General features: G+C 65.4%; 22 protein-coding genes. 13 read left to right on the top strand and 9 right to left on the bottom strand.

Annotation, left to right across the window (positions count from 1 at the left end; translation table 11 throughout):
• Nucleotides 1-63 precede the first annotated feature (63 nt).
• The 3 genes from ACTPOI_RS02060 (at nt 64) to rsmA (ending at nt 4,767) form a co-directional block, all read left to right on the top strand.
• Nucleotides 64-2,406, top strand: a complete 2,343-nt coding sequence (locus ACTPOI_RS02060; protein WP_440108243.1) for an LPS-assembly protein LptD — start codon at nt 64-66, stop codon at nt 2,404-2,406.
• A gap of 113 nt (nt 2,407-2,519) precedes the next feature.
• The gene (locus ACTPOI_RS02055) at nt 2,520-3,938 is read left to right on the top strand and encodes a peptidylprolyl isomerase (RefSeq protein ID WP_440108241.1); all 1,419 of its coding nucleotides are present in this window, start codon (nt 2,520-2,522) and stop codon (nt 3,936-3,938) included.
• Between the two features lie 49 nt (nt 3,939-3,987).
• Entirely contained in the window at nt 3,988-4,767 is a 780-nt protein-coding gene (gene rsmA, locus ACTPOI_RS02050; RefSeq protein ID WP_440105909.1) for a 16S rRNA (adenine(1518)-N(6)/adenine(1519)-N(6))-dimethyltransferase RsmA, read from the top strand.
• A gap of 354 nt (nt 4,768-5,121) precedes the next feature.
• Here rsmA and ACTPOI_RS02045 read toward each other — a convergent pair whose 3' ends face one another.
• From ACTPOI_RS02045 to ACTPOI_RS02015, 7 genes are all read right to left on the bottom strand, one after another.
• Nucleotides 5,122-5,349 (bottom strand): hypothetical protein, encoded by a 228-nt coding sequence (locus ACTPOI_RS02045; protein ID WP_440105907.1) that lies wholly within the window; start codon nt 5,347-5,349, stop codon nt 5,122-5,124.
• Entirely contained in the window at nt 5,328-5,756 is a 429-nt protein-coding gene (locus ACTPOI_RS02040; protein ID WP_069104160.1) for a barstar family protein, read from the bottom strand. The genes ACTPOI_RS02045 and ACTPOI_RS02040 overlap by 22 nt, the downstream gene beginning before the upstream one ends.
• Nucleotides 5,757-5,908: 152 nt before the next feature.
• Nucleotides 5,909-6,316, bottom strand: a complete 408-nt coding sequence (locus ACTPOI_RS02035) for a ribonuclease domain-containing protein (protein ID WP_440105905.1) — start codon at nt 6,314-6,316, stop codon at nt 5,909-5,911.
• A gap of 240 nt (nt 6,317-6,556) precedes the next feature.
• Nucleotides 6,557-8,902, bottom strand: coding sequence for an NADP-dependent malic enzyme (locus ACTPOI_RS02030; protein WP_440105903.1), 2,346 nt, complete (start codon nt 8,900-8,902; stop codon nt 6,557-6,559).
• A gap of 558 nt (nt 8,903-9,460) precedes the next feature.
• Complete coding sequence (locus ACTPOI_RS02025; protein ID WP_440105901.1) at nt 9,461-10,978, bottom strand: CoA-acylating methylmalonate-semialdehyde dehydrogenase; 1,518 nt, start codon at nt 10,976-10,978, stop codon at nt 9,461-9,463.
• Nucleotides 10,979-11,048: 70 nt separating this feature from the next.
• Nucleotides 11,049-11,678 carry a DJ-1/PfpI family protein gene (locus ACTPOI_RS02020; protein ID WP_440105899.1) on the bottom strand — a complete coding sequence of 210 codons (630 nt, stop codon included), beginning with the start codon at nt 11,676-11,678 and terminating at the stop codon, nt 11,049-11,051.
• Between the two features lie 36 nt (nt 11,679-11,714).
• On the bottom strand, nt 11,715-13,076 hold the full coding sequence (locus ACTPOI_RS02015; protein WP_440105897.1) for an aspartate aminotransferase family protein: 1,362 nt from the start codon (nt 13,074-13,076) through the stop codon (nt 11,715-11,717).
• A gap of 128 nt (nt 13,077-13,204) precedes the next feature.
• On the opposite strand from ACTPOI_RS02015, the gene ACTPOI_RS02010 reads away from it, so the two are divergent.
• Nucleotides 13,205-14,167, top strand: coding sequence for a LysR family transcriptional regulator (locus ACTPOI_RS02010; protein WP_440105895.1), 963 nt, complete (start codon nt 13,205-13,207; stop codon nt 14,165-14,167).
• Between the two features lie 76 nt (nt 14,168-14,243).
• Nucleotides 14,244-14,552 carry a flagellar basal body protein gene (locus ACTPOI_RS02005; protein ID WP_440105893.1) on the top strand — a complete coding sequence of 103 codons (309 nt, stop codon included), beginning with the start codon at nt 14,244-14,246 and terminating at the stop codon, nt 14,550-14,552.
• 298 nt (nt 14,553-14,850) lie between these two features.
• Here the strand turns inward: ACTPOI_RS02005 and ACTPOI_RS02000 are convergent, their stop codons facing one another.
• Nucleotides 14,851-15,120 (bottom strand): DUF2061 domain-containing protein, encoded by a 270-nt coding sequence (locus tag ACTPOI_RS02000; RefSeq protein ID WP_069104153.1) that lies wholly within the window; start codon nt 15,118-15,120, stop codon nt 14,851-14,853.
• 294 nt (nt 15,121-15,414) lie between these two features.
• Here ACTPOI_RS02000 and ACTPOI_RS01995 point away from each other — a divergent pair, with 294 nt between their 5' ends.
• From ACTPOI_RS01995 to ACTPOI_RS01960, 8 genes are all read left to right on the top strand, one after another.
• On the top strand, nt 15,415-16,470 hold the full coding sequence (locus ACTPOI_RS01995; protein ID WP_440105890.1) for an SPFH domain-containing protein: 1,056 nt from the start codon (nt 15,415-15,417) through the stop codon (nt 16,468-16,470).
• 100 nt (nt 16,471-16,570) lie between these two features.
• Entirely contained in the window at nt 16,571-18,088 is a 1,518-nt protein-coding gene (locus ACTPOI_RS01990; protein WP_440105888.1) for a DUF4178 domain-containing protein, read from the top strand.
• 33 nt (nt 18,089-18,121) lie between these two features.
• Nucleotides 18,122-18,343: a DUF350 domain-containing protein gene (locus ACTPOI_RS01985; RefSeq protein WP_069104150.1), complete on the top strand. Its 222-nt coding sequence runs from the start codon at nt 18,122-18,124 to the stop codon at nt 18,341-18,343.
• A 132-nt stretch (nt 18,344-18,475) separates the two neighbouring features.
• Nucleotides 18,476-20,164, top strand: a complete 1,689-nt coding sequence (locus ACTPOI_RS01980; RefSeq protein WP_440105885.1) for an ATP-binding protein — start codon at nt 18,476-18,478, stop codon at nt 20,162-20,164.
• Nucleotides 20,165-20,322: 158 nt separating this feature from the next.
• Entirely contained in the window at nt 20,323-21,927 is a 1,605-nt protein-coding gene (locus ACTPOI_RS01975) for a polyamine aminopropyltransferase (protein WP_440105883.1), read from the top strand.
• A 199-nt stretch (nt 21,928-22,126) separates the two neighbouring features.
• Nucleotides 22,127-23,824 (top strand): NAD(P)-binding protein, encoded by a 1,698-nt coding sequence (locus ACTPOI_RS01970; protein ID WP_440105881.1) that lies wholly within the window; start codon nt 22,127-22,129, stop codon nt 23,822-23,824.
• A 234-nt stretch (nt 23,825-24,058) separates the two neighbouring features.
• Nucleotides 24,059-24,646, top strand: a complete 588-nt coding sequence (locus tag ACTPOI_RS01965; RefSeq protein WP_440105879.1) for a periplasmic heavy metal sensor — start codon at nt 24,059-24,061, stop codon at nt 24,644-24,646.
• Nucleotides 24,647-24,696: 50 nt separating this feature from the next.
• Nucleotides 24,697-25,188, top strand: a complete 492-nt coding sequence (locus ACTPOI_RS01960) for a L,D-transpeptidase family protein (RefSeq protein WP_440105877.1) — start codon at nt 24,697-24,699, stop codon at nt 25,186-25,188.
• Nucleotides 25,189-25,419: 231 nt separating this feature from the next.
• Here ACTPOI_RS01960 and ACTPOI_RS01955 read toward each other — a convergent pair whose 3' ends face one another.
• The gene (locus ACTPOI_RS01955; protein ID WP_291517583.1) at nt 25,420-25,716 is read right to left on the bottom strand and encodes a DUF4148 domain-containing protein; all 297 of its coding nucleotides are present in this window, start codon (nt 25,714-25,716) and stop codon (nt 25,420-25,422) included.
• Nucleotides 25,717-25,977: the final 261 nt, after the last annotated feature.

Genomic DNA, 25,977 nt, shown 5'->3' with positions numbered 1-25,977 from the left:
CCCGTCCGGGGAACCACGCGCGCAGGCGCCCGGCCGCCGGTGCCGCGCGCCCTGGCCTGCGCCATGGCCCTGGCGTGGTGCGGCCTGCCGCTGGCCCACGCGCAGGATGCCGGTGCCCCGGCTGCCAGCGGCTGGGACGCCGCGCCTGCGCTGCGCACATCGCCCCTGCTGCAGGAGAAGATCCCGGACGCGGTGCGCTCGCAGCTGCCGGTGTTCGTGCGCGGCGACCGCGTGAGCGGCCAGACCGACCTGAACGCTGTGATCGAAGGCAATGCCGAGCTGCGCCGTGGCGACACCGTGATCCGCGCCGACCGGCTGGACTACAACGTGCCCGACGACCTGGCCCGCGCCCAGGGCAAGGTGCGCATCAACCGCGCGGGCAACGTGTACGAAGGCACGGCGCTGGAGCTGCGCGTGGATGCGTTCGAAGGCTTTTTCAGCGATGCGCGCTACCGGTTTCTGGCCAACGGCGCCCATGGCGAGGCCACGCGGGTCGATTTCATCGACCGCGACCGCGCCGTGGTGCACAGCGCCACCTACACCACCTGCGAGCGCGGCAACGAGGCCAGCTGGCAGCCCGACTGGGTGCTGCGCGCAGGCACGATCCGCCTCGATAACGAGGAACAGGTGGGCACGGCCGAAGACGCGGTGCTGGAGTTCAAGGGTGTGCCGGTGCTCCCCATCCCGTACATCACCTTCCCGCTGTCGGACAAGCGCAAGTCGGGCCTGCTGCCGCCCACCATCGGGCTCGACAGCCGCGATGGCGTGGCCTACATGCAGCCGTATTACTGGAACATCGCACCCAACCGCGATGCCACGCTGCGCGCCGCACTCATGACCAAGCGCGGGGCGAACCTGGGTGGCGAATTCCGCTACCTGGAGCCCACCTACAGCGGCCAGTTCAGCGGCGACGTGATGCCGTCGGACCGCCTGCGCGACCGCACGCGCTGGAGCGTGTCGGCGCAGCACCAGGGCACCATCGCCACCGACATCGGCGGGCTGGGCCTGAACATCAACGTCAACCGCGTGAGCGACGACAACTACTGGCGCGACTTTGGCCGGGCCTCCGAAGCGCTGCGCCAGCGTCTGCTGCCGGGCGACGCCACGCTGTCCTGGGGCGCCAACGACATGTCGGCCACGGTGCGCACGCTCAAGTGGCAGACGCTGCAGGACGTGAACGCGCCCATCGTCCCGCCGTACGACCGGCTGCCGCAACTGCAGTGGCGCTATGCCCCGTCGCAACTGGGCGGCGGACTCGATGCCAGCGTGGAGCTGGACACCACGCGCTTTCAGGCAGCCCGCGCGCTGACCGGCCAGCCCAACGCCCACCGCAGCTACGCCATGGCGCAGGTGAGCCGGCCGTTCCTGTCGCCGGGTGGCTTCATCACGCCGCGCATGCAGGTGCATGCCACGCAGTATCAGTTCGATACGCCGCTGGCCAACGGCGACCGTTCCGCGGCGCGGGCGCTGCCCACGTTTAGCCTGGACAGCGGGCTGGTGTTCGAGCGCGATGCCAGCTACTTTGGCCGGGCCTTCTTGCAGACGCTGGAGCCGCGGGCCTTCTACACGTACACGCCCTACCGCGACCAGAGCCGCCTGCCGGTGTATGACACGGCCGCCAACGACTTCAACTTTGCAACCATCTACACCGAGAACGCCTTTGGCGGTAACGACCGCCTGGCTGACAACAACCTGCTCACGCTGGGTGTCTCGACCCGGCTGCTGGACCCCGCCACCGGCGCTGAGGCCGCGCGCTTTGGCATCGCCCAGCGGCTGCGCTTTTCCGACCAGCTCGTGACGCTGCCCGGCGCTGCGCCGGTGAGCGAGCGCTTGTCCGACCTGCTGCTGGGTGCCGGCATCACCTGGACGCCGCAGTGGGGCTTTGATTCGACCGTGCAATACAACCCCAAGACGGGGCGCTCGATCCGCTCGACCATCGGCGCGCGCTACACGCCGGGCAGCTACCGCACCATCAGCGCGGCCTACCGCCTGCAAAGCGGCACCAGCGAGCAGATCGACATCGGCTGGCAATGGCCGCTGGACGCGCTGTGGGGCGGCGACAAGGGCTCATCCGCCGAAGCCGGGCGTGGCAGCAAGGCCCAGGGCAGTGGCCGCTGGTACACCGTGGGCCGCCTCAACTACAGCCTGCAGGACCGCAAGCTGGTGGATACCATCGTGGGCTTTGAATACGACAGCTGCTGCTGGATCGGCCGCGTGGTGCTCGAGCGCCTGCAAAGCAGCGTGACCACCTCTAACACGCGGCTGCTGTTCCAGATCGAGTTCGTCGGCTTCTCGCGCCTGAGCCTGGGGGCCAGCCCCCTGGAAACGCTCAAGCAGCACGTGCCGCGCTACCAGTACCTGCGCGAGCCGGGCCCAGCGCCCAGCCGGTTCTCGAACTACGAGTGAGCCCGTGTGAAGAAGACCGCTCGCATGCCGCACACTGCACGCCCCACGTCGGCCATTGTTTCGCCCCTGATTCCGCTGCAAACGCCAGACCGTACCCCATGCCACACACCATGATGAAACACCGCGCATTTGCTCTTGCCATCGCTGCAGCCCTGGCCGCCGTTGTCGTCTCGCAGGGCGCTGCGGCGCAGGGGCTTCGTCCGTCGGGTGCCGCACCCGCTGGCGGGGGCTTCGCCCGGCCTGCGCCGGGCCCGTCGGTCAGCGTGCCTGCGGCCAACGCGCCGGTCTCCACCGCTCCGCGGCAGGCCGATTTCATCGTGGCGGTGGTCAATTCCGAGCCCGTCACCAACAACGAAGTGCGCTCGCGTCTGGCCCGTGCCGAAGCGCAGCTGGCCCAGCAGGGCGGCACCATGCCCCCGCGTGATCTGCTGGCGCGCGAGGTGCTGGAGCGGATCATCCTGGAGCGCGCCCAGCTGCAGCTGGCCCGCGAGTCCGGCATCAAGGTGGACGACTTCGCCGTGACGCAGGCCGAAGAGCTGGTGGCCAAGCAAAACAGCATGTCGGTGGACGAGCTGTACCGGCGCCTTGGGCGCGACGGCATGAGCCGCGAGCGTTTCCGCGAAGAGCTGCGCAACCAGCTGCTTCAGCAAAAGCTGCGCGAGCGGGAGGTCGAATCGCGCGTGAAGGTGACCGACCAGGACATCGACCAGTTCCTGCGCGATCAGGAAAAGGGCACCGACGTGGCGGCCATGGAAATCAACCTGGGCCATGTGCTCGTGCTGGTGCCCGAAAACGCCTCGCAGGCGGTGGTGGCAGAGCGCCAGGCCAAGGCACAGCGCGCCGCCGACAAGGCCCGCAGCGGTGAAGACTTTGCCAACGTGGCGCGCGAGTTCTCGGACGCCCCCGAAGGCCAGCGCGCCGGCGGCCTCCTGGGCCTGCGCCCGGCCGATCGCTACCCCGAGCTGTTCGTCACGTCCACCCTCGGCCAGCCCGTGGGCAGCATCGTCGGCCCGGTGCGTTCGCCGGCGGGCTTCCATGTGCTGAAGGTGGTCGAGCGCGTGAGCGCCGGCATGCCCACCACGGTGGTGCAGAACAACGCCCGCCATATCCTGCTGCGCACGGGCCCGCAGCTGTCGGAAACCGCCGCCGCCGCCGCCCGTTTGGCCGACTACCGCCGCCGCGTGCTGGCGGGCCAGGCCGACTTTGCGGCACTGGCGCGCGAGCATTCGCAAGACGGGAGCGCCAAGGAAGGTGGCAACCTGGGCTGGGCCAGCCCCGGCCGCTACGTGCCCGAGTTCGAGCAGGCCCTCAATGCCCTCAAGCCCGGCGAGATCAGCGAGCCCCTGGCCTCGCGTTTTGGCGTGCACCTGATCCAGCTGATGGAGCGGCGCGAGGCCAAGCTCACGCAGCGTGAACAGCGCGAAATGGTGCGCAGCACCGTGCGCGAGAAGAAACTGGACGAGGCCTATGCCACCTGGGCGCAGGAAGTGCGTGGCCGGGCGTACGTCGAGTACCGCGATCCGCCGCAGTGACCAGCACACCGCGCGCAATGAACACGACACGCACCGCCAGGGCCGCCCGTTGAAACACATACCCCGCAAGCGCTTCGGCCAGCATTTCCTGTCGGACCGCGGCATCATCGACGGCATCGTCGACGCTATCGACCCGCGCCCGGGCCAGCCCATGGTGGAGATCGGCCCTGGCCTGGCGGCTCTGACGCAGCCCCTGGTGGAGCGCGTGGGGCGCCTCACGGTCATCGAGCTCGACCGCGACCTCGCCTTGCGCCTGCGCCTGCACGGGCAGCTCGACGTGATCGAGTCCGACGTGCTCAAGGTCGATTTCACCGCGCTGGCACACACCCTGCGCGAAAAGGCCAGCCAGCCCGATCTCAAACTGCGCGTGGTGGGCAACCTGCCCTACAACATCTCCACGCCCATCCTGTTCCACCTGCTGGACCATGTGGCCGTGGTCGAAGACCAGCACTTCATGCTGCAAAAGGAAGTGATCGACCGCATGGTGGCCAGCCCCGCCACCGGCGACTACGGCCGCCTGTCAGTCATGCTGCAGTGGCGCTACGCCATGGAAAACGTGCTGTTCGTGCCCCCCGAAAGCTTTGACCCACCCCCCCGCGTGGACAGCGCCGTGGTGCGCATGGTGCCTCGCGCTGAACCTGCCCAGGTGTCGCTGCCGCTGCTGGAAGAACTGGTGCAGGTCGCCTTCAGCCAGCGCCGCAAACTGCTGCGCCACACCCTGGGCCGCTGGCTGGAAGCGCGCGGCTTTGCCGGCGAATTCAACACCCAGCGCCGCGCCGAAGAAGTGCCCGTGGCCGAATACGTGGCGCTGGCGCAGGCTTGCGGCTGAGCTGGTGGGGAAGTGAGTGTGGGGTGCGCGCTTGAGGGCCTGAGCGCTGAAACCCTACGGACGCAGCGGCCATGCGGGGAGGTGCATCGTGCGGAGCAAATCAGGCTTCATTACAGAGCCAGCAGCCCACCCCGCCAATCAGATGGTTTGCTATTTATTCAATAGCTATCAGGCCAATCAAACCGAGCGCTAGCGCCCGATTTTGCCAAAAAAGCCCGATACTGGCGCGCCCCAAGGCCAGAGACACCGCGCAAGGGCCGCCCCGCCGCGCTGGTGTCGTCCCCCTTCCCGGAGCGCGAAGCGCGCAGAGAGAAGGGGGAAGGCGCAAAGCGCCTCAGGGGGATGCCACCGAATTCAGGCGGCGCTCAGCCAGTAACTGGCATTGAAAGGGCTGCTCATGCGCAGCGCCATCGGCGAGACGTCGACGAGCTTGTCGGTCGGCATCTTCTCGCCGCCTTCTTCTGTACTGATCGCGATACCTAGGGCGCCGCCGCTAGTGCTGCTGGTGCCGGTAGTAGCCTCGTTCGCCCGTTCTGCTTGGCTGGTGGATGCAGAACGGGCTACAGAAAAGAATAGAAACACCGGAACGGTATCTTGCGATCGCCCCAGTAGTCCGCTGCGTCGCGGAAGATGTCGAGCAGCTGCTCGCGTGCTTCCTTGTCGAACTTGCCCGTGGCCGGGATCTGTTCGAGCACCACAATGAAACCGGGCTGCGGGCCCGATTTGTGCAACGGGTCCGTCATGCAGTCATACAGCGCGTCGAAATTCTTGCCGAAGTGCGACGGGAAGGTGAACTGCGCGGCGATCAGGTCCAGCACATCCTGCTTGGACTGTGCGTGGGCCAGATTGGCATACAGGAAGTGATGACCCATGGATGTCGCGGCATCCTGCAGGTCCTGCACGCGGAAGGCGCGAATGGACTGCACGATGTTGGTGCGAACGCCGCGAAGCGGCGTTTCCAGGTCTTTACTACGAAGTGGCGTCTGCATCTCCGCTACTCTTTCTATATTAAGTCCACAAATCGGGGGCATCTTGGACACTTCGCAAGCCAGCATCGGGCGGCCTGCGGGTGGAAAATTCATCAACCGGGTGCGGCGGTCGCTGCCAGAGCGATCCGGGCCTGCTTGCGCCGCGACGGGGTTCATTTAACGATCTCGCGAAAACTGGCGTAGTGGTCGCTGGTGTAGTAGCAAACATCCGGAACCTGGGGTTTGCCACCGCACACGATGCGCCGGGCTCCCCGGTTGCGCGACCCTGGCGTTCTGACGGTGTATTCACGGTAGTAGCCCCGCTGCTTGCCGGGCAACAACCGTTCGCGATTGCCAAAAACCGTGCCATCCTTTTCGTACGGAAAGGGCCCGCCCTCATGGATCAGCGCGTACGTCGCACGCCCTTGGGGCGGCAACTCGGCCAGTGCAATGGGGGAGATGGAACCTTCGCCAGACGGGTTGGGGCGGGCGTACACCGCGCCTTGCGACAGCGCGAATGCAACACCCAGCACACACAAAACCCCTGCCTTGCGCGCCCGGGTGGCCATAGCCTTCAGCATCAACGAACCTTTCACACGACTTATGCAGTTAGGGACAGGCAGGTCGCTTGTTCTCCAAAACGCACTCCATGCACCCTTGTTGGCATAAGTCCAGCGTTCAGAAACCTACGGGTTAACCCGAAATTTCGAGCCGCTAGTGTCGCTCAACGTCCCCCAAAAAGCAAGCGTCTGCACAAAGATTGGGCAGACGCTGAAGGGGAAAGCAGGCACTTAAGTTAGTGCTTGCTATCCTAAAGTGGCTTATCTCGAAACGTTCGCATCCGCCACGGTGAGTGCTGTCATGTTCACGATGCGGCGCACTGTGGCGCTCGGCGTCAGGATGTGCACCGGCTTGGCGGCGCCCAGCAGCACCGGCCCGATGGCAATGCCGCCACCCGCTGCGGTCTTGAGCAGGTTGTATGCAATGTTAGCCGCATCGATGTTGGGGAACACCAGCAGATTGGCATCACCAGTCAGCTCGCTGGCGGGCATGAGGGCGGCGCGCGCCTTGCCGTCCAGGGCGACGTCGCCGTGCATTTCGCCGTCCACTTCCAGCCACGGGGCCTGCTGGCGCAGCAGTTCCAGGGTCTGGCGCATCTTGACGGCGCTGGGGTTGTTGCTGGTACCAAAGTTGGAGTGCGACAGCAGCGCGGCTTTGGGTTTGATGCCAAAGCGCATCATTTCCTCCGCGGCCAGCGCGGTGATCTCGGCCAGCTCCTGCGGGCTGGGGTCGTAGTTGACGTGGGTGTCCACCAGGAACACCTGGCGGCCGGGCAGCATCAGGCCGTTCATGCAGGCATACACCGGCACGTCCTGGGCGGTGCTTTCGGCGCCGCGTGCGTGCTTGCCGATCACCTGGTCGATGTACATCAGGTGGTTGGCCGTGGTGCCCCAAGTGCCGCAGATCAGGCCGTCGACCTCGCCCTTGTGCAGCATCATGGAGCCGATCAGCGTGAGGCGGCGGCGCATTTCGATCTTGGCGACCTGCTGGGTGATGCCCTTGCGCTCGGTCATGCGGTGGTAGGTCTGCCAGAAGTCGCGGTAGCGGTGGTCAAAATCGGTGTTGACCACGTCGTAGTCCACGCCTTCCTTCAGGCGAAGGCCAAACTTTTCGATGCGCTGGGCGATGATGGCCGGGCGGCCGATCAGCGTGGGGCGGGCCACGCGCTCGTCCACCACGATCTGGGCTGCGCGCAGCACGCGTTCTTCTTCGCCCTCGGCATAGGCCACGCGCTTTTTCGCGGCATTGCGGGCGGCGTCGAAGATGGGCTTCATCGTCGTGCCCGACGCGTACACAAATGTCTGCAGACGGTCGCGGTAGGCGTCCATGTCGGCGATGGGGCGCTGGGCCACGCCGCTGTCCATGGCGGCCTGCGCCACGGCCGGCGCGATCTTCATCATCAGGCGCGGGTCGAACGGCTTGGGGATCAGGTATTCGGGGCCGAACGTCAGCTTTTCGCCCACGTAGGCCGCGGCCACCACTTCGCTCTGCTCGGCCTGGGCCAGCTCGGCAATCGCGTGCACGGCCGCAATTTCCATCTCGTCGGTGATGGTGGTCGCGCCGCAGTCGAGCGCGCCGCGGAAGATGTACGGGAAGCACAGGACGTTGTTGACCTGGTTCGGATAGTCCGAGCGGCCCGTGGCCATGATGATGTCGCTGCGCACGCTGTGCGCCACCTCGGGCAGAATCTCGGGGTTGGGATTGGCCAGCGCGAAGATCACAGGGCGCTCGGCCATGGTGGCCACCATCTCGGGCTTGAGCACGTTGCCGGCCGACAGGCCCAGGAACACGTCGGCGCCCACCATCACCTCGGCCAGCTTGCGGGCGTCGGTCTTTTGCATGAACTGGCGCTTGTCGTCGTCCATCAGTTCTTCGCGGCCTTCGTAGACCACACCGGCCAGGTCGGTCACAAACACGTTCTTGCGCTGGATGCCCACCTTGAGCAGCAGGTTCAGGCAGGCCAGCGCCGCTGCGCCCGCGCCGCTGGTCACCAGCTTGACGTCTTCAATCTTCTTGTTGGCAACCTTGAGTGCATTGACGATGGCGGCCGCCACCGTGATGGCCGTGCCGTGCTGGTCGTCGTGGAAGACCGGGATCTTCATGCGCTTGCGCAGCTCGCGCTCCACGTAGAAGCAGTCGGGGGCCTTGATGTCTTCAAGGTTGACCGCGCCGAAGGTCGGCTCCAGCGCGGCGATCACTTCCACCAGCTTTTGCGGGTCCTTCTCGTCGATCTCGATGTCGAACACATCAACGCCCGCGAACTTCTTGAACAGGACGGCCTTGCCTTCCATTACTGGCTTGGAGGCCAGCGCGCCGATGTCGCCCAGGCCCAGCACGGCGGTGCCGTTGGTGATCACTGCCACCAGGTTGCCGCGCGAGGTGTAGCGGAAGGCGTTGGCCGGGTCTTTGACGATTTCCTCGCAAGGGGCCGCCACGCCGGGCGAGTAGGCGAGCGCCAGATCGTGCTGGTTCACCATCTGCTTGGTCGGGGCAATGGACAGCTTGCCGGGCTTTGGAAACTCGTGGTACTCGAGAGCGGCACGGCGCAACTGGGCGCGCTTGTCGGAGTCGTTGTTGTTGTTCTGGGCCGGGGTGTTCTCGGGCATTCAGTGTCTCCAACTCAATGTAGTGCACGACCGTGCGCAACGGCTGCGTGCGGGCTGTCAGCGTTAAGAACGTGTTTGCGATCTTTTCGGGGCCGCGTTGGAATGCAATCGGGATGAGTGGATGCTTCGGATGCGCCGCATGGGCTCGTGCCCATGCAAGCAGCCGAGGCGTCCAATCGCCCGATTTCACTCCAACCCTTCGGGCAAGTGCCTTGCCGGGCGGTCTGCGGCGTTGCAGCTCTTGTGGATAGCCAGGCTATCCACTGCGCACCGCGCCTTGCATCCCATCCCGGCAAGGGACTTGCGCGGCCCTGAAAAGGTCGTAAACACGTTCTGAGGGTCTGCGATTGTAGGGTCGCGGTCGTGAAAACCCTAGTAAGCGAATCTGCTTACACAGGTGGATGTGTGATGACCTTATGCACACCAATCATGGCGATCAAATTCTGACTGGCTGGCGGCAGTGCGGCACCGCCACCAAGGCAAACGCCCCAGGGCCGCAAGGGCCATGGGGCGTGCAATGCCGGGAGTGCCCGGCACGTGATGCGCCGACCCGGCGGCTCAGCGGCTGCTCGGGAAGCTGAACACCGCGCCCTCGCGCACACCGGCGCTCGGCCAGCGCTGCGTGATGGTCTTGCGCTTGGTATAGAAGCGCACGGCGTCCGGCCCGTAGGCGTGCAGGTCGCCGAACAGGCTGCGCTTCCAGCCGCCGAACGAGTGGTACGCCACCGGCACGGGCAGGGGCACATTCACACCCACCATGCCGACCTGGATGTGATCGGTGAAGTAGCGAGCGGCCTCGCCGTCGCGGGTGAAGATGCAGGTGCCATTGCCGTACTCGTGGTCGTTGATGAGCTGCATGGCTTCTTGCAGCGTCTTCACGCGCACCACGCCCAGCACGGGGCCGAAGATTTCTTCCTGGTAGATCTTCATGCCGGGCTGGACGTTGTCAAACAGGCAGGCGCCCAGGAAGTAGCCTTCTTCGTGGCCCGCCACCTTCACGCCGCGCCCATCCACCACCAGGGTGGCGCCTTCGGCCACGCCGCTGTCCACATACGCCTTCACCTTCTCGAAGTGCGGCCTGGTCACCAGCGGGCCCATGTCGTGGCTGTTGTCGGTACCGGGGCCGACCTTCATCTTGGCGATCTCGGTCTTGAGACCTGCAATCACGGCGTCGCCCACTTCGTCGCCCACGGCGACCAGCAGCGGGATGGCCATGCAGCGCTCGCCGCAGGAGCCGTAGGCTGCGCCCATCAAGGCGCTCACGGCGTTGTCCACATCCGCGTCGGGCATCAGCACGGCGTGGTTCTTGGCACCGCCCAGGGCCTGCACGCGCTTGCCGTGCTTGCAGCCTTCGCTGTAGATGTATTCGGCAATGGGCGTGGAGCCCACAAAGCTCACTGCCTTGACGCGCGGGTCGCGCAGCAGCGTATCGACCGCCAGCTTGTCGCCGTTGACCACGTTCAGCACGCCCGGTGGCAGGCCGGCTTCCAGCGCCAGCTGGGCGATGAACAGCGTGCTGCTGGGGTCGCGCTCGGATGGCTTGAGCACAAACGTATTGCCGCAGGCCACGGCCATGGGCCACATCCAGAGCGGCACCATGGCCGGGAAGTTGAAGGGGGTGATGCCCGCCGTGACGCCCAGCGCCTGGAACTCGGACCACGAATCAATCGAAGGCCCGACATTGCGGCTGTGCTCGCCCTTGAGCAGCTCGGGCGCGTAGCTCGCGTATTCCACGTTCTCGATGCCGCGCTGCAACTCGCCATGCGCGTCGGCCAGCACCTTGCCGTGTTCGGCGGTGATCAGGGCGGCGATCTTGTCGGCGTTTTCTTCGAGCAGGACTTTCAGCTTGCTCATCACCCGCGCACGCTTCAAGGGCGGCGTGTTGCGCCAAGCGGGGAAGGCGGCTTCGGCCGAGGCAATGGCCGCCTCGACCGTGGCTTGGCTTGCCAGCGCGACGCTGGTAGTGGACTGGCCCGTGGCGGGGTTGAACACCGGCTGCGTGCGCGCGGTGTCGGCAACGATCTGGCCGTCGATCAGGTGGCCGATGGTGGAAGTGACGTTCTTGTCGTGGTTCATGGTCGTTTTCTGGTCAAAAGTGCCGAATGTCGATGTATTTATTGCCTGTAGTGCTATCAAAATAGTAGTATCAAGCCGTCTCTGCAAGCGCTGGCAATGCGGGCAACACATGCCCCAGCGCCCGGTCGATGAACTCCTGCTTCTCGCCCACCGGGGCAAAGTAGTGCAGCACCTCGCGCGCGGCGTCCAGCCCCTTCAGGCGCGCAACCAGCCACGCCACCAGGTACTGCGACGCGAGGCACCCGCCCGCCGTGGCCACGTTGCCGCGGGCGGCAAAGGCGCGCGGCACCACGTCCACGCCGGACTCCACCACCCAGGGCTTGCTGGTCAGGTCGGTGCAGGCCGGCACACCACCCAGCAGGCCCAGGCGGCCCAGCAGGAAGGTGCCGGAACACTGCGCGGCGAGCAACTGGCGCTCGGGGTTCAGCACGCCAAGCTGCGCCATCAGAGCCGAGCTGTTGGCTACCTCACGCGTCTTCATGCCGCTGCCCACCAGCACCGCATCGGCCTCGCCCAGCTGGCTCAGGTCTTCATGCGCGTCAATGGTCAGGCGGTTCATGGACGTGACGCGCGGCGTGGGGCTGGCGATGCGCACCTTCCAGTCGGTATCGCCCAGCAGGGCGATGCGGTTGAGCATGCCGAAGGCCACGAGCGAATCGAGGTCGTTGAAACCGTCGAACGTGAGGATGGAGATGTGCATGCGAATGCCGTGAGGAGATGTGAGGACGCCCCGAGGTCAGTTGACTTCGTTCAGCGCATCGCCGAGCGCATTCACCAGGCGGTCGATCTCCGCCTGCGTGCTGATGAAGGGGGGTGCCAGCTGGATGGTGTCGCCACCGTAGCGCACGTAAAACCCCTTTTTCCAGCAGTTCATGGCGATCTCGTACGGACGGCGGGCCGGCTCGCCGGGCACCTGCGCAATCGTGAAGCCTGCAGCCAGGCCAAAGTTGCGGATGTCGGCCACGTGCTTGGCGCCCTTGAGGCTGTGCACGGCCTGCTCGAAATACGGTGCCAGCGCCTTCACGCGGCCGATCATGTCTTCCTTTTGCAGGATATCGAGCGCCGCAATACCCGCCGCGCAGGCCACGGGGTGGGCCGAGTAGGTGTAGCCATGCGCAAATTCCAGCATGTACTCGGGGCCGCCCGCGGCCATGAAGGTGTCGTAGATTTCCTTGGTGGCCACCACGCCGCCCAGCGGCTGCACGCCGTTGGTGACCTGCTTGGCAAAGTTCAGGATGTCGGGCGTCACGCCGAAGGCTTCGGACCCGGTCCAGGCGCCGCTGCGGCCAAAGCCGCTGATCACTTCATCGAAAATCAGTAGGATGTTGTTCTGCGTGCAGATCTCGCGCAGGCGCTGCAGGTAGCCCACGGGCGGGATCACCACGCCGGCCGAGCCCGAGAACGGCTCGACGATCACGGCCGCGATGTTGCTGGCATCATGCAGGGCAATCACTTCCAGCAGGCGGTCGGCCAGCTCCTTGCCCGTGGGCGGCATGCCCTTGTAAAACGAGCCTGCGGGCGGTTGCGTGTGGGGCAGGTGGTCGGCCTCGATGCCCTGGCCAAACATCTTGCGGTTGGCCACGATGCCGCCCACCGAGATGCCGCCAAAGTTCACGCCGTGGTAGCCCTTCTCGCGGCCGATCAGGCGCGTCTTGCTGGCCTGGCCCTTATTGCGCCAGTAGGCGCGCGCCATCTTGAGCGACGTATCGGCCGACTCCGACCCGGAGCCGGTGAAGAACACGTAGTCAAGGCCTGCAGGCATCAGTTCTTTGACGCGGTTGGCCAGCTCGAACGACAGGGGGTGGCCAAACTGGAAGGCGGGCGCGTAATCGAGCTTCATCGCCTGCTTGCCGATGGCTTCGGCGATCTCGCGGCGGCCGTGGCCCAGGCCCGCGCACCACAGGCCCGAGAGGCCGTCAAAAATCTTGCGGCCTTCGGAGTCGGTGTAGTAGGCGCCGCTGCCCTCCACGATGATGCGCGGGTTGGCCTTGAACTGGCGGTTGCCGGTGTAAGGCATCCAGTGCGCCTCCAGCCACTCGGCGTCCATGCGGGGGCCTTCGGCGCCGGCGGCGGGTTTTTCGATGTTGACGAAGCTCATGGGGGTTCTCCAATGCAGAGCGGCAGGAAACAGGTGTACGCCCCTACGCACGGGTTGGGCGTGGGGGCATTGTTGCGCCGGGTGTTAATCTCTCAAATACTCCAATATCAATGTTTACTTGACGATTCATGCAAGTAAAAGCCACTCCCGCGCCTTCTGCTGTCACCGCATCGAAGCACCGCGCCGTGCTCGGCCAGCTCAGCGATATGGACCTGCGGCTCTTGCAGGTCTTCAAGGCCGTGGCCGAATGCGGCGGCATGTCGGCCGCCGAACTGGAGCTGAACATCGGCACCAGCACGGTCAGCCGCCACATGAAAGACCTGGAAACCCGCCTGGGCCTCACGCTGTGCCGGCGCGGGCGGGCGGGGTTTGCGCTCACGCCCGAGGGCCAGCGCGTGTACGACGAGACCCTGCGCCTGCTGTCGGCGGTGGACACGTTTCGCAGCAGCATCGACGACATCCACCAGCGCATGGGCGGGCGGCTGGATGTGGCCGTGTTCGACAAAACCGCCAGCAACCCGGCGGCGCACATCGGCGATGCGATTGCGCTCTTTGCAGCGCAGGCGCCCGAGGTCAGCCTGCAGATGCACGTGGCCAGCATCCCCGCCATCGAGCGCGGGCTGATCGACGGCACTTTCCAGGTGGGCATCATCCCGGCGCACCGCAGCTCCCAAAGCCTGGTGTACGCCAACCTGTTCACCGAAACCATGCTGCTGTACTGCGGCGCGCGCCACCCGCTGTTTGGCACGGACCGCGCCCAGCTCACCTGGGACGCCCTGCGCGCCTACCAGTTTGCCGGGCTGGGCTACCACTCGCCCAACATGGAGCTGAGCCACAGCGCCCGCCTGCCGCGCAAGGCCACGGGGTTTGATCAGGAGTCGATTGCCACACTGATCCTGTCGGGCCGGTACCTGGGCTTTTTGCCTGACCACTATGCCGAGGGCTTCGAGCGCCAGGGGCTGATGCAGGCGGTGCAGCCGGCCCAGTTCTTCTACCCCTGCCAGTTTGTGAGCGTACTGCGCAAGTCCCCCCAGCCCACGCGGGCCGCCCAGGCGTTTGCGCAATGCCTGACGCGCGCGCATGGCGGTTGACCAGCGGCCTTGCCGCGGGCGCCGGGCAGGCAGACAATTCGCTTTCTCACCCACCCTTCCTGAAGCGGAGCACACCATGGCCACCAGCATCTCCTCGATCGGCGCGTCCGGCATGCAGGCTGCACAGATGCGGCTGGATGCCTCGGCCAACAACGTGGCCAATGCCAACACGCCCAACTACCGCCGCCAGGTGGTGTCGCAGGAAGCTGCGGCCGACGCTGCGGGGGTGCGTGCCACCGTGCAGCGCGAGCAGGCTGCGGAAGGGGTGGCGCTGGAGAAAGAAGCCGTGGAGCAGATGGCCGCCACTTACGCCTTCAAGGCCAACCTGCAGGTTGTGAAAACCGAATCTCAGATAATGGGCTCGCTGCTGGATATGAAGGCCTGAGGGGCGTGGCCTCAACGGAGGCGATGCAGCCCGGTCACCCGGCGACTTGCCGGGATGGCCGTCATCCTGCAGCGGCATAGGTGTTTTGCCAAGGGCAGCGCGGCGGTTCGACAGGCTCAGCGTGAACGCTTTGGTTCAGACCCTACCCCGTGCTGGCCATTCCCGCCAGGCGGCGCACCAGCCATTTCTGAAACGCCAAGCCTGCTGCGGTGCGGCTGTGCAGGGGGATGCTGTACATGGTGAGTCTCCTGAAGTGATGGGGTGTGGTGCGGGGTGAAGGGGAACAGCGGTGCTGAGTTCAGGCCGGCTGGGCCACGGGCCCATCGGCTGACATGCCAGCGGCTGCTGCTGCCTTGCGCTTGGCGGCCCGGTCCCAGGCCTTTTCATGGAAGAAGAACGCCACCGCCTGCACCGTGGGCTCCAGCAGGCTGAGCGTGAGCGACGCCCAAAGGTTGCCGGTGACGGCGTAGGCCACCATGGCGGCCACGCCGATGTGGATCACGTAGTAGCTGCCCGTCTTCATCAGCATGGTCTTGTTCTGGCGGGCGGCGTGGCGGATGCGGGTCATGGCGGGCTCCTTGCGGTATCGGTGCGGGGCTGCGCGCCGAGGTGGTGGCGCGAGGACTAATTCAATGATAATGATTCGCAATAACAAAGGCCAATTGATCCTCGCTAACGGCCGCATAGCCCGCTGCCGCAGCATGCGCAGTGGGATGCGCGCCACAGGTTCCGCGACCGTTCAGCGGGCCGGGCGCCTCGTCCACGCGGGCCGCCATAAAAAACGCGGCGTGCAAAGCCCCCATTGCTATGATGGTCGCTCGCTTTTTTCCGTCACCTCTCCTTTCACTTCAGCGGAGCACACATGGCCCTCATGGACTTCATCAAGAAACAGTTCATAGACATCATCCAGTGGACGGAGGAGAGCGACGGAACGCTGGCCTGGCGCTTCCCGATGAGCGGGATGGAAATCCAGAACGGCGGCACGCTGGTGGTGCGCGAGTCGCAGATGGCCGTGTTCGTCAACGAAGGCCAGGTGGCCGACGTCTTTGGCCCGGGCACACACAAGCTCACCACGCAGACCCTGCCGGTGCTCACGTACCTCAAGAACTGGGACAAGCTCTTTGAGTCCCCCTTCAAGAGCGACGTGTACTTCTTCAGCACGCGCCAGCAGATCGACCAGAAGTGGGGCACGCCCCAGCCCATCACCATCCGCGACAAGGACTTCGGTGCCGTGCGCCTGCGCGCGTTCGGCAACTACGCCTTCCGCATTGCCGACCCCAAGCTGTTCCACACCGAGATCTCGGGCACGCGCGAGAGCTACCCCGTGGGCGACCTCGAAGGCCAGTTGCGCGGCCTGGTGCTGCAGAACATCAGCAACGCCATTGCCGGCAGCGGCCTGCCGTTCCTCGACCTCGCTGCCAACCAGGTGATGTTTGCCGACGCGCTGGCCAAGGAACTGGCCCCCGCGTTCGCCAAGATCGGCCTGCAACTGGAAGGCATGACGGTACAGAACGTCTCGCTGCCCGAAGAGCTGCAGAAGATCATGGACCAGAAGATCGGCATGGGCATGGTCGGCAACGACATGGCCAAGTTCATGCAGTACCAGACGGCACAGGCGATCCCGAAGTTTGCCGAAGGCGGCGCGGGCGGCGGCAGCGGCATTGCCGGTGACGCCATGGGCCTCGGCGCCGGCGTGGCGCTGGGCCAGGTGCTGGCGCAAAACCTGGCACAAGGCCTGCAGGCCCCCGTGGCGCCCGCTGCGGCGGCAGCAGCGCAGGCGGCCGCCGCGCCCCTGGGCGTCAAGCCCGAAGACGTGATGGCTACGCTGGAAAAGCTGGGCGACCTCAAGGCCAAGGGCATCCTCACGCAGGAAGAGTTCGACGCCAAGAAGTCCGAGCTGCTCAAGAAGCTGATCTGACCTGACACTATAAAAATAATAGCTGCCTGCGCTTGAGGGACGAGCGCCAGAAGCCAAAAAGGCTTCAAAACGCCCTGCGCGCGCACGGTAGCTGCCCCTGATGGCATCCGAACCCACCCAGCGTTACTACCGGGCGCCCTGCCCGGGCTGCGGCGCGCCTGTCGAATTCAAGAGCGCGCAGTCGACCCACGCCGTGTGCGGCTACTGCCAGAGCACGGTGGTGCGCAACGGCGACGTGCTCACGCGGCTGGGAAAGATGGCCGAGCTGTTCGACGACCACAGCCCGCTGCAGCTCATGGCCAGCGGGCGCATCACGCTCGATGGCAAGGACACGCCCTTCACCCTCGTCGGCCGCCTGCAATACAAGAGCGATGCCGGCGTGTGGACCGAATGGGCCGCCTTCCTGGACGACGGCACCATGGCCACGCTGGGCGAGGACAACGGTTCCTACGTCTTCACCCGGCCCATCAACCCCGGCCGCGAGCTGCCCGAGGCCGCGCGCTTCCGCCTGGGCGCCACCACCGCCATCAACGGCAAGCCCTACAGCGTGGCCTCCACCGGCCAGGCATCGCTCATGTCCGCCCAGGGCGAACTGCCCAAGCTGCCGCCGCTGGGCCACCCGTTCGACATGGTCGAGTTGCGCAGCGCCGATGGCGAAGTCCTCAGCATCGAGTACAGCCGCCAGCCGCCGCAGGTAGAGCGCGGCAAATCCGTGCTGCTGGAAGACCTCAAGCTCCAGGGCCTCAAAGACGAATCGGCCAAGGAAGAAAAAGGCCGCCAGTTCAACTGCCCGCACTGCGGCGCGCCCGTGCAGGTGCAGCTGGCCACCACCAAAAGCATCACCTGCGGCTCGTGCGCCAGCGTCATTGACATCAGCAGTGGCGTGGGGGGCGAGCTGCGCTCGGCCGAGCAGGACGAACCCGTGCGCCCCATCATTCCGCTGGGCAGCAAGGGCCAGCTGCAGGGCGTGCACTGGCAGGTGGTGGGGTTTCAGCACCGCATGGGTGTGTCGCCGGGGGACGATGAGCACTTCGGCTGGAGCGAGTACCTGCTCTACAACCAGAAGCGCGGCTTCGCCTTTCTGGTCGATTCGGAAGAAGGCTGGAGCATGGTGCGCCCTACCACGGGTGCTCCGCAGCTGGCGTCCAACGGCCGTACCGCCACGTACATGGGCACCAAGTACGAGCAGAAATACAGCTACACGGCCGAGACCACCTACGTGCTGGGCGAGTTCTACTGGCAGGTACACCGCGGGCAAAAAACCAGCAACCGCGACTTTGCCAGCAGCAAGGGCGTGCTCTCGCTGGAACAAAGCCCTACCGAAGTCACCTGGTCGGCCGGCGACAAGATCGCCAGTGACGCCGTGGTCAAGGCCTTCAATCTGCAGGACAAAAAAGACGTGCTGCAGCGCGACGACCCCGGCCCCTTCGTGGCCGCCAAGGGCATGGGCTGCGGCACCATCGTGCTGATTGCGGTCATCATCCTGATCCTGCTGCTCTTGCTCAGCCGCTGCTCGCGCTGCGACCCGCAGGTTGAAAATTGTTCGTCGTCATCGTCGAGCTACCGCAGCTCTGGCGGCTCGTACGGCGGGTATTCATCCGGCGGCAGCCACAAATGACGTCGACAACCCCCGAACTCACAGGAAAACAGCATGACCAAATTCGAATGGCTCCACCCCCTGTCCATCGGCGGCACCCTGCTGTACGCGCTGATGGGCATCATCATCTTCTGGGTGGCGTTCATCATCATCGACAAGATCACGCCGTATGACCTGTGGCGAGAGATCGTGGAAAAGCAGAACAAGGCGCTGGCCATGGTGGTGGCGGCGATGTGCCTGGGCATCAGCATCATCGTGGCGGCGGCAATACATTGATGGCTGACTCCACTGCTGCAAAGCCCCGCGTTTCTTTCTTTTGTCAGCGCCTTAGGTGGCACTCGGCCATCCACGCCCCGGTATGTGAGCGAGATTCGGTCTCGATCTAAGCTGCCGAATCGGTCTGAGTTCATGCACGAAGCTTCCACATTGCTTGCGCAGTGGCGGTCCATGCCGTCCGAAACAGAATGGCTGGAGTTCAAGCGCGCACGCAGTACCTTCAATCTGAACGATCTCGGCCAGTACGTATCGGCCCTGGCCAACGAAGCAAATCTGGCGCGACGCGACGCGGGCTGGCTTGTATTTGGCGTGAGCGATGCCATTGATCCGCAAACCGGTCTGCGTCCGGTGCTCGGCACAGACTACGCACGCAGCCCAGGCGAAGTGAATGCAATCAAGCAGGCGATTGCTGCCCACACCACACCCAGCGTGGCTTTGGGCGATCCACTGGTTGTGCTGGAGGGCGGCGAGCGTGCTCTCTTATGGCGCATCCCTGCTGCGCCCGCCGGCATGCCCGTCGCCTGGAAGGGGCACTTCTGGGGGCGTGCCGGTGAATCATTGGGTGCGCTGGCCCTTCACAAGCTCGATAGCCTGCGCGCTCAATCAGCGCTGCAAGACTGGTCGGCCAATGTGGTCACAGATGATTGGTCATTGTTAAGCCCCGCCGCTATCGCTCGTGCCCGCCAGCTGTACGCCCGGCGGCATGCCGCTCAGCCCCATTTGATCGAGCGAATGACCAGCCAGTCCGACGTGGATTGGATGCACGGGCTGCGTCTGGCTGTCCATGGGCAACTGACACGTGCCGCACTGGTATTACTGGGCAAGCCAGAAGCCGCCGCTTTGCTGGGTGGCCCCACGCCACGCATCAGTTGGGTGCTTGAAGATCACACCGGAAATATTCAGGCGCACGAACATTACGATCTTCCCCTGCTACTCGCCATCGATACGCTGGTGGCACGCGTGCGCGTTATCCAGATAAACCTGCTGCCGCCGCGCCAGACTGCGCCGTTGAACCTGCCCAACTACGACGATTGGGTCATCCGCGAGGCGTTGCACAACTGCGTTGCTCACCAGGACTACAGCCTAGGTGGTCGCATTCGCGTGACCGAAAGCCCTGATGCGCTGCGGTTCTTCAACCTGGGCGCTTTTCTTCCGGGTTCAGTGGAAAAAGTGCTGGCCGCCCGCCAGCCTGAGCAGCGCTACCGGAATGCCTGCCTGGCCAACGCCATGGTCGAGATGGATCTCATGGAGACGTTGAACCGTGGAGTGCGTGACATGTTCCGCATTCAGCGCGAGCGCTTTTTCCCACTGCCCGATTTCGAATTGGCAGAGCAGCCATCTTCCGTCAGTGTGACCATCTGGGGGCGCACGCTGGATGAGCGCTACGTACAGACGTTGATGACCCACACAGAACTCACACTGGAAGACGCTTTGCTGTTGGACCGGGTGCAAAAGTGTCGTCCCATCGCGACTTCGCAGCAGCGACATCTGCGTTCGCTGCAATTGGTGGAAGGCCGTAGCCCGAAGTTGCGCATCTCGGCACAGGTTGCAGTCGCAACCGGACAGGAGATCGAGTATCTGGAGCAAAAGGGGCTGGACGCAACGCACTACAAGGCACTGGTGCTCGAACTCCTTGCTCTGGGCCCCCAACGCCGGGCCAAGATCAATGCCATGCTGCTCCCTAAACTGCCAGCATCAATCTCTTCGGAATACAGCCGCAAGGTTTACATCAAGAACCTGTTGCAGGACATGGCGCGTGAACAATTGATAGAGAACGTCGGCGGGGCTACGAACGCCGCGCTTTGGCGCCGCAAACCATGATCCTCGGGACCCTGAACGATTGGATAGCATCATTGTTTAATTGTTTTTTTATCCAATCTCTCATCCAATAAGAATTGTTTTTCCCTTAAAAATCAATGACTTATATTGGATAGATTGCAAAAGTTGCCTAAAGCATACCCAACCAGCCCCTCTCAAGCATGACTTATTCAGAGCGTCCTGACTCTGGCGCGGAGGTCGTTGGGGCAAGAAGTGCGTCTTCCGTTCTCGATCTCCCAGCGCCCGGGGCCACCGGTCCCCGCCCCATCGAAATCGCGCTGCTCTTCAGCGTCTTCGTGGTGGCCGCCTGCGGGCTGCTGTACGAGCTGGCGGCGGGCGCGCTGGCGTCGTATGTGCTGGGCGATTCGGTACTGCAGTTCTCCACCATCATCGGCACCTATCTGTTTGCCATGGGCGTGGGCTCATGGCTGTCGCGGTACTTTGAGCGGCAGTTGCCCGCGCACTTCCTCCGTGTGGAGCTGATGGTGGCGCTGGTCGGCGGGCTGCTGCCGGCCACGCTGTTTCTGGCCAACGCGTATGCGCCGGGTGCCTTTAGGCTGCTGCTGTACGGCATGGTGTTTGTGGTGGGCATGCTGGCGGGGCTGGAGATTCCGCTGGTGATGCGCATCCTGAAGCGCAACGTGGCGCTGCGCGATCTGGTCTCGCAGGTGCTCACGTTCGACTACCTGGGCGCGCTGGCGGTGTCGCTGGCGTTTCCGCTGCTGCTGGTGCCGCACCTGGGGCTCATCCGCACGGGGCTGGTGTTCGGCGTGCTCAATGCCGCGGTGGCGCTGTGGGCGGTGTGGCTCTTCCGGCATGAACTGCGGCGGCTGAAGGCGCATGTGGCGGCGTGTGTGATGGTGCTGGGCATCCTGCTCGGAGCGCTGGCCGGGGCCGACCACATCACGACCTTTGCCGAAGACAAGTTTTACCAGGACCGCATCATCTTCAGCACCGCGTCGCCCTACCAGCGGATCGTGGTCACGCACGGACGCGCGGGGCACCGGCTGTACCTGAACGGCAACCTGCAGTTTGCGCAGAGCGACGAGTACCGCTACCACGAGGCCCTGGTGCACCCGGCCATGGCCGCACACGGCGCGCCCAAACGCGTGGCCGTACTGGGCGGCGGCGACGGCATGGCCGTGCGCGAAATCCTGAAGTACCCCTCGGTCGAGTCGGTGACCCTGGTGGAGCTGGACCCGGCCATGACGCGCATCTTCAGCGAGAACCCCACCCTGGCCGCGCTCAACGGCCACGCGCTGCAAAACCCCAGGGTGAAGATCGTCAACACCGATGCGTTTGGCTGGCTGCAGCAGGGCACGCCAGAAGACACCTTTGACGTGATCGTGGTGGACTTTCCGGACCCCACCAACTTTTCCATCGGCAAGCTGTACACCAACAGTTTCTATGCCCTGCTCGACCGCCGTCTGGCGGCCAGCGGCTACGCGGTGGTGCAGACCACATCGCCCCTGGTGGCACGCAAGAGCTACTGGACGGTGCCCGAAACCATCGAATCGGTGGGCCTGCGTACGGCGCCGTACCACGCGCATGTGCCCAGCTTTGGAGAGTGGGGCTTCATCATCGCCAGCCACCGCCCCTGGCGCCTGCCCGATGCGCTGCCCGGCGACCTGCGATTTTTGACGCCCGACACGCTGCCCCTGCTGTTCGACTTCCCGCGTGACATGGCGCGGGTGCCGGCGGATGTGAACCGGCTGTCGAACCAGGCGCTGGTACACACCTACGAACGCGAGTGGGGAAAAAACTAGATGCGACACCCCCCTGAGCCGCTTCGCGTCTTCCCCCCGCTCTTGCAGCGCTGCGCGCAGCGGGCTGGGGGACGCCCCCAGCGCACGCCAGCGAAGCGCCGCCAAGGCGGCTTTGCGGCCCTTGCGCGGGGCCCGCTGGTCTGGGCCGCGCCGGTCGCCAGCGGCGCAGGCGTTGCATACACCCAGATGCACTGACACCATGCAGCGCCGCCAATTCTTGGCCACCGCCGCCGCCTCGGCAGCTACTGCTGTGCTGCTGCCGGGGTGCGACGACGCGCCGCGCGAGCTGCAAGGCGGCTTCACCGGCGTGAACATCGAGCGCGGCCACGCGTTGCGCGACCTGCTCAAAAGCGGCACCATCCCCGCGCCCGCTGTGGTCCGCCGGGCGCAGGTCATCATCGCCGGGGGCGGCGTGGCCGGGCTGGCGGCGGCGCGGTCGCTGCGGCTGGCGGGGGTGGATGACTTTGCGTTGCTGGAGCTGGAAGACACCGCCGGTGGTAACAGCCGGGGCGGGGCGGTGAGCGGCATCACCTGCCCGCTGGGCGCGCACTACCTGCCCGTGCCGGGCGACGACGCCCGCGAGGTGCAGGACCTGCTGGAAGAACTGGGCCTGCGCCAGCGCGTGGCCGGGCGCTGGCAATATGACGAACGCCACCTTTGCCACAGCCCGCAAGAGCGCCTGTTCTTTGATGGCGAGTGGCAGGAGGGCCTGCTCCCTGTGCACGGCGTGGGCGACGCCACACTGGCCCAGTACCGCCGGTTTGCGCAGGCGGTGGACGCCGAAAGCCGCGCAGCGCGCTTTGCCATGCCCGCCCTCAAACTCTGGGGCTCCAAACAGCCGCTGGCGCAATCCCATCAGGCGCTGGACGCTCTCACTTTTGCGCAATGGCTGGCGCAGCAAGGCTTGGACGACGAACACCTGCGCTGGTACCTGGACTACTGCTGCCGCGACGATTACGGCGCCGGCACGGCGCGCGTGTCAGCCTGGGCGGGCATCCACTACTTTGCCAGCCGCCACGGCTTTCATGCCCCCGGCGACGCCGTGGACGAAGCCCGCGAAAGCGTGCTGACCTGGCCCGAGGGCAACGGCTGTATCACGGCGCAGCTGGCGGCACCATTGCGCGCAGGTGGGCACTTGCGCACCGGCACCAGCGTGCTCCGCATCACCGAAGGCCGCCACGGCGTGGAGGTGGATGCGCTCAACCACGCCACGGGCAATGTGGAGCGCTGGCAGGCCCCGCGCTGCATCGTGGCGCTGCCGGTGTGGGTGGCCGCGCGCGTGGTGCAAAGCCCGCCCGTATTCCTGGCCGCCGCCGCGCAGCGCCTGCAGACCGCCCCCTGGCTGGTGGCCAACATGCACATCCGCGCCCCGCTGACCGACCGGCCCGGCGCCGCCCCCGCCTGGGACAACGTCCTGTATGCCGACCCCACCGCAGGCGGCCTGGGCTATGTGGACGCGGGCCACCAGCGGCTGGACGTGCGTGCCACCCTGGCCGGCCCTACGGTGCTCAGCTACTACCAGGCCCTGGGCGACGTGCCCGATGGCCGCCAGCAACTGGCCACCCAGCCGTGGCAGCACTGGGCCGAAGCGGCACTGGCCGCGCTGGCCGTGCCCCACCCCGACCTGCGCGATCGCGTCACCCGCATCGAGATCACCCGTTACGGCCATGCCATGGCCATCCCGGTGCCCGGTACGCAGGCATTTTTGAGTCAAATTGGCCTCAAGCCCAGGCAGAATAATGCCAGAACGCTATCAAATGGAGAGCGAATGGCACCCCTGCCGACGCCCGCCACCGCACGACTGGCATTCGCGCACAGCGACTGGTCGGGCTATTCGGTGTTTGAAGAAGCCTTCACCCGCGGGCATGGGGCGGGGCTGGTGGCCGCTGCGGTGTAGGGCCTGCACGCAAGGGCTGCGCGGCGAAAGAGCCCCTGGCTGCAGCACGCGCGAACCGGCCTCTCAAGCCGTCATCGGGGGGGGGGGCGGGGTGTGGTGCTCCCCCCATTCCATGCCGGGCCAGAGGCCATGGCGCGGGGCCGGGTTCAGCGGGGTGCCGCTGCCTATACTTTTGGAGGACGGCTGCTGCGATACCGTATCGCCCGCTACGCACCTTTTGCCCTGCGAGGTTTCATGAAAAAGATCACTTTTCCCCTCCCCGTCATCGCGGCAGCATGCGCCATGGCCTTTGCCGTGGCGGCAGCTACCCCCGCTCGCGCCCAGCATGCCCACGGGCAGCACGGGCAGCACGGGCAACAAGGACAGCAAGGGCAGTCCGGCTCGCACAGCCACTATGCGGGCATGCAGCAGCGCGCCATCAAGGCGCTGTCTGACCAGCAAGTGGCTGATCTGCGCGAAGGCAAGGGCATGTCGATGGCGCTGCCGGCCGAGCTCAACGGCTACCCCGGCCCCCTGCATACGCTGCAGCTGGCCGACCAGCTGAAGCTCACCCCCGACCAGACATCGCGCACGCAGGCGCTGTTTGCCCAGATGCAGCAGGAGGCCAAGGCCGCCGGCGAATCGGTGATCGCGGCCGAAACCGCGCTCGATAGCCTGTTCAAGGACAAGCGCGTACAGCCCGACACGCTGACCGCCGCCGTGGCACGTGCCGCCCAGGCGCAGGGTGCGCTGCGCGAAACCCATTTGCGCTACCACCTGCGCATGATGGACGTGCTGTCGGCCGCCCAGGTGACGGCCTACAACCGGCTGCGAGGCTACTGAAGGCGAGAGCGCGCGCACGCCGCACCGCTGTAGCGCCCGGGTTGCCCTGCATGGCTGTCATCCACATCGACATCACCCGGCAGGAACTGCGCCTGTACGGCCACGGTGAGGGCCACGCACTGCTGGCCTGCTACCCGGTTTCCACCGCCCTCAACGGCCCCGGCGAAACCCACGGCAGCGGTTGCACCCCGCGCGGCCTGCACCGCGTGCGCGCCAAGGTGGGCACAGGCTGCGAGCCCGGCACGGTGTTCGTGGGTCGCCGCACCACGGGCGAGGTGTATTCCCCCGAGCTGGCTGCAGCACACCCCGGCCGCGACTGGATCCTGACGCGCATCCTGTGGCTCACCGGCTGCGAGCCAGGCTTCAACCGCGGCGGCGTGGTCGATACGCTGCGCCGCTACATCTACATCCACGGCTGCCCGGACGATTGCGCCATGGGCGTGCCTCTCTCGCATGGCTGCGTGCGGATGCGCAATGCGGATGTGGTGGAGTTGTTCGACGCGGTGTGTGTGGGGACCGAGGTGCGGATCAGGCCCGACTGACCAGGGGCCAAACGCGTGGGGCGTGGCAGCTTTGCATCTGCCCGTCGATCAGCCATTCTCACGAGTGCCCCGCAAAAACACAAAAGGCTCCCGAAGGAGCCTTTGCTTTGGCGCGGCATGCCTGCCGTTGCGAGAAAACCCTGCCCATGAACGCGGCCCCTGTGGCCGGCCACCTGGACAACCCCCATGGGCAGGTCCCGCAAACGGTGGGCGATGGTTTCGCCCGTCAAATTACATGCGCGAGCCGAGTTCGCCAGAAGGGATCTGGCCGGTGCGCACGGCTTCGGCAGCCTGGGCGCGCACTGCAGAGCGGTCAGCGTTCGACTGGTACGTCACCACGCGCGAACCTGCTGGCTCCTGGCTGCGGGTCTGGGCCACGGTAGCGGCTTCGGACTGCACTTCAGCGCGTGTGCGGTTGGTTTCGAACTGGGTGGCAAATTGCGATGCGTCGGCTTCATCGGCGTGTGCACCGAAAGCGGTGAAAGCAGCCACAGCAGCGACGGAGAGGATACGAGCGGTCTTGTTCATGATGGATTCCTTAAAAAGTTGCGTCTCAAAAAAGCCGGAAACCGGTGCGCGGGTTGCGCTGTGTCTCCGGGTTCGGTGAGTCGCCTTGCGGGTTCGGCTCATCGATGGGTTGAACTGTACGCCGATGGTGTTCACTAAAAAACTACTTGGTCGCGAATTAACTATTCCGGTATTGGGAACAATTCAAAGGAACTCGGCGGGCGGGCCCGTGCATAAGTGCGAACGGCCTCGCCAGCGAGGCTGGGCAAAGAAATTGAGTCA

It is taken from the genome of Acidovorax sp. BL-A-41-H1, assembly GCF_051942715.1.
The sequence above is the reverse complement of the archived record's forward strand: the minus strand, read 5'-3'. Positions and strand labels throughout refer to the sequence as shown.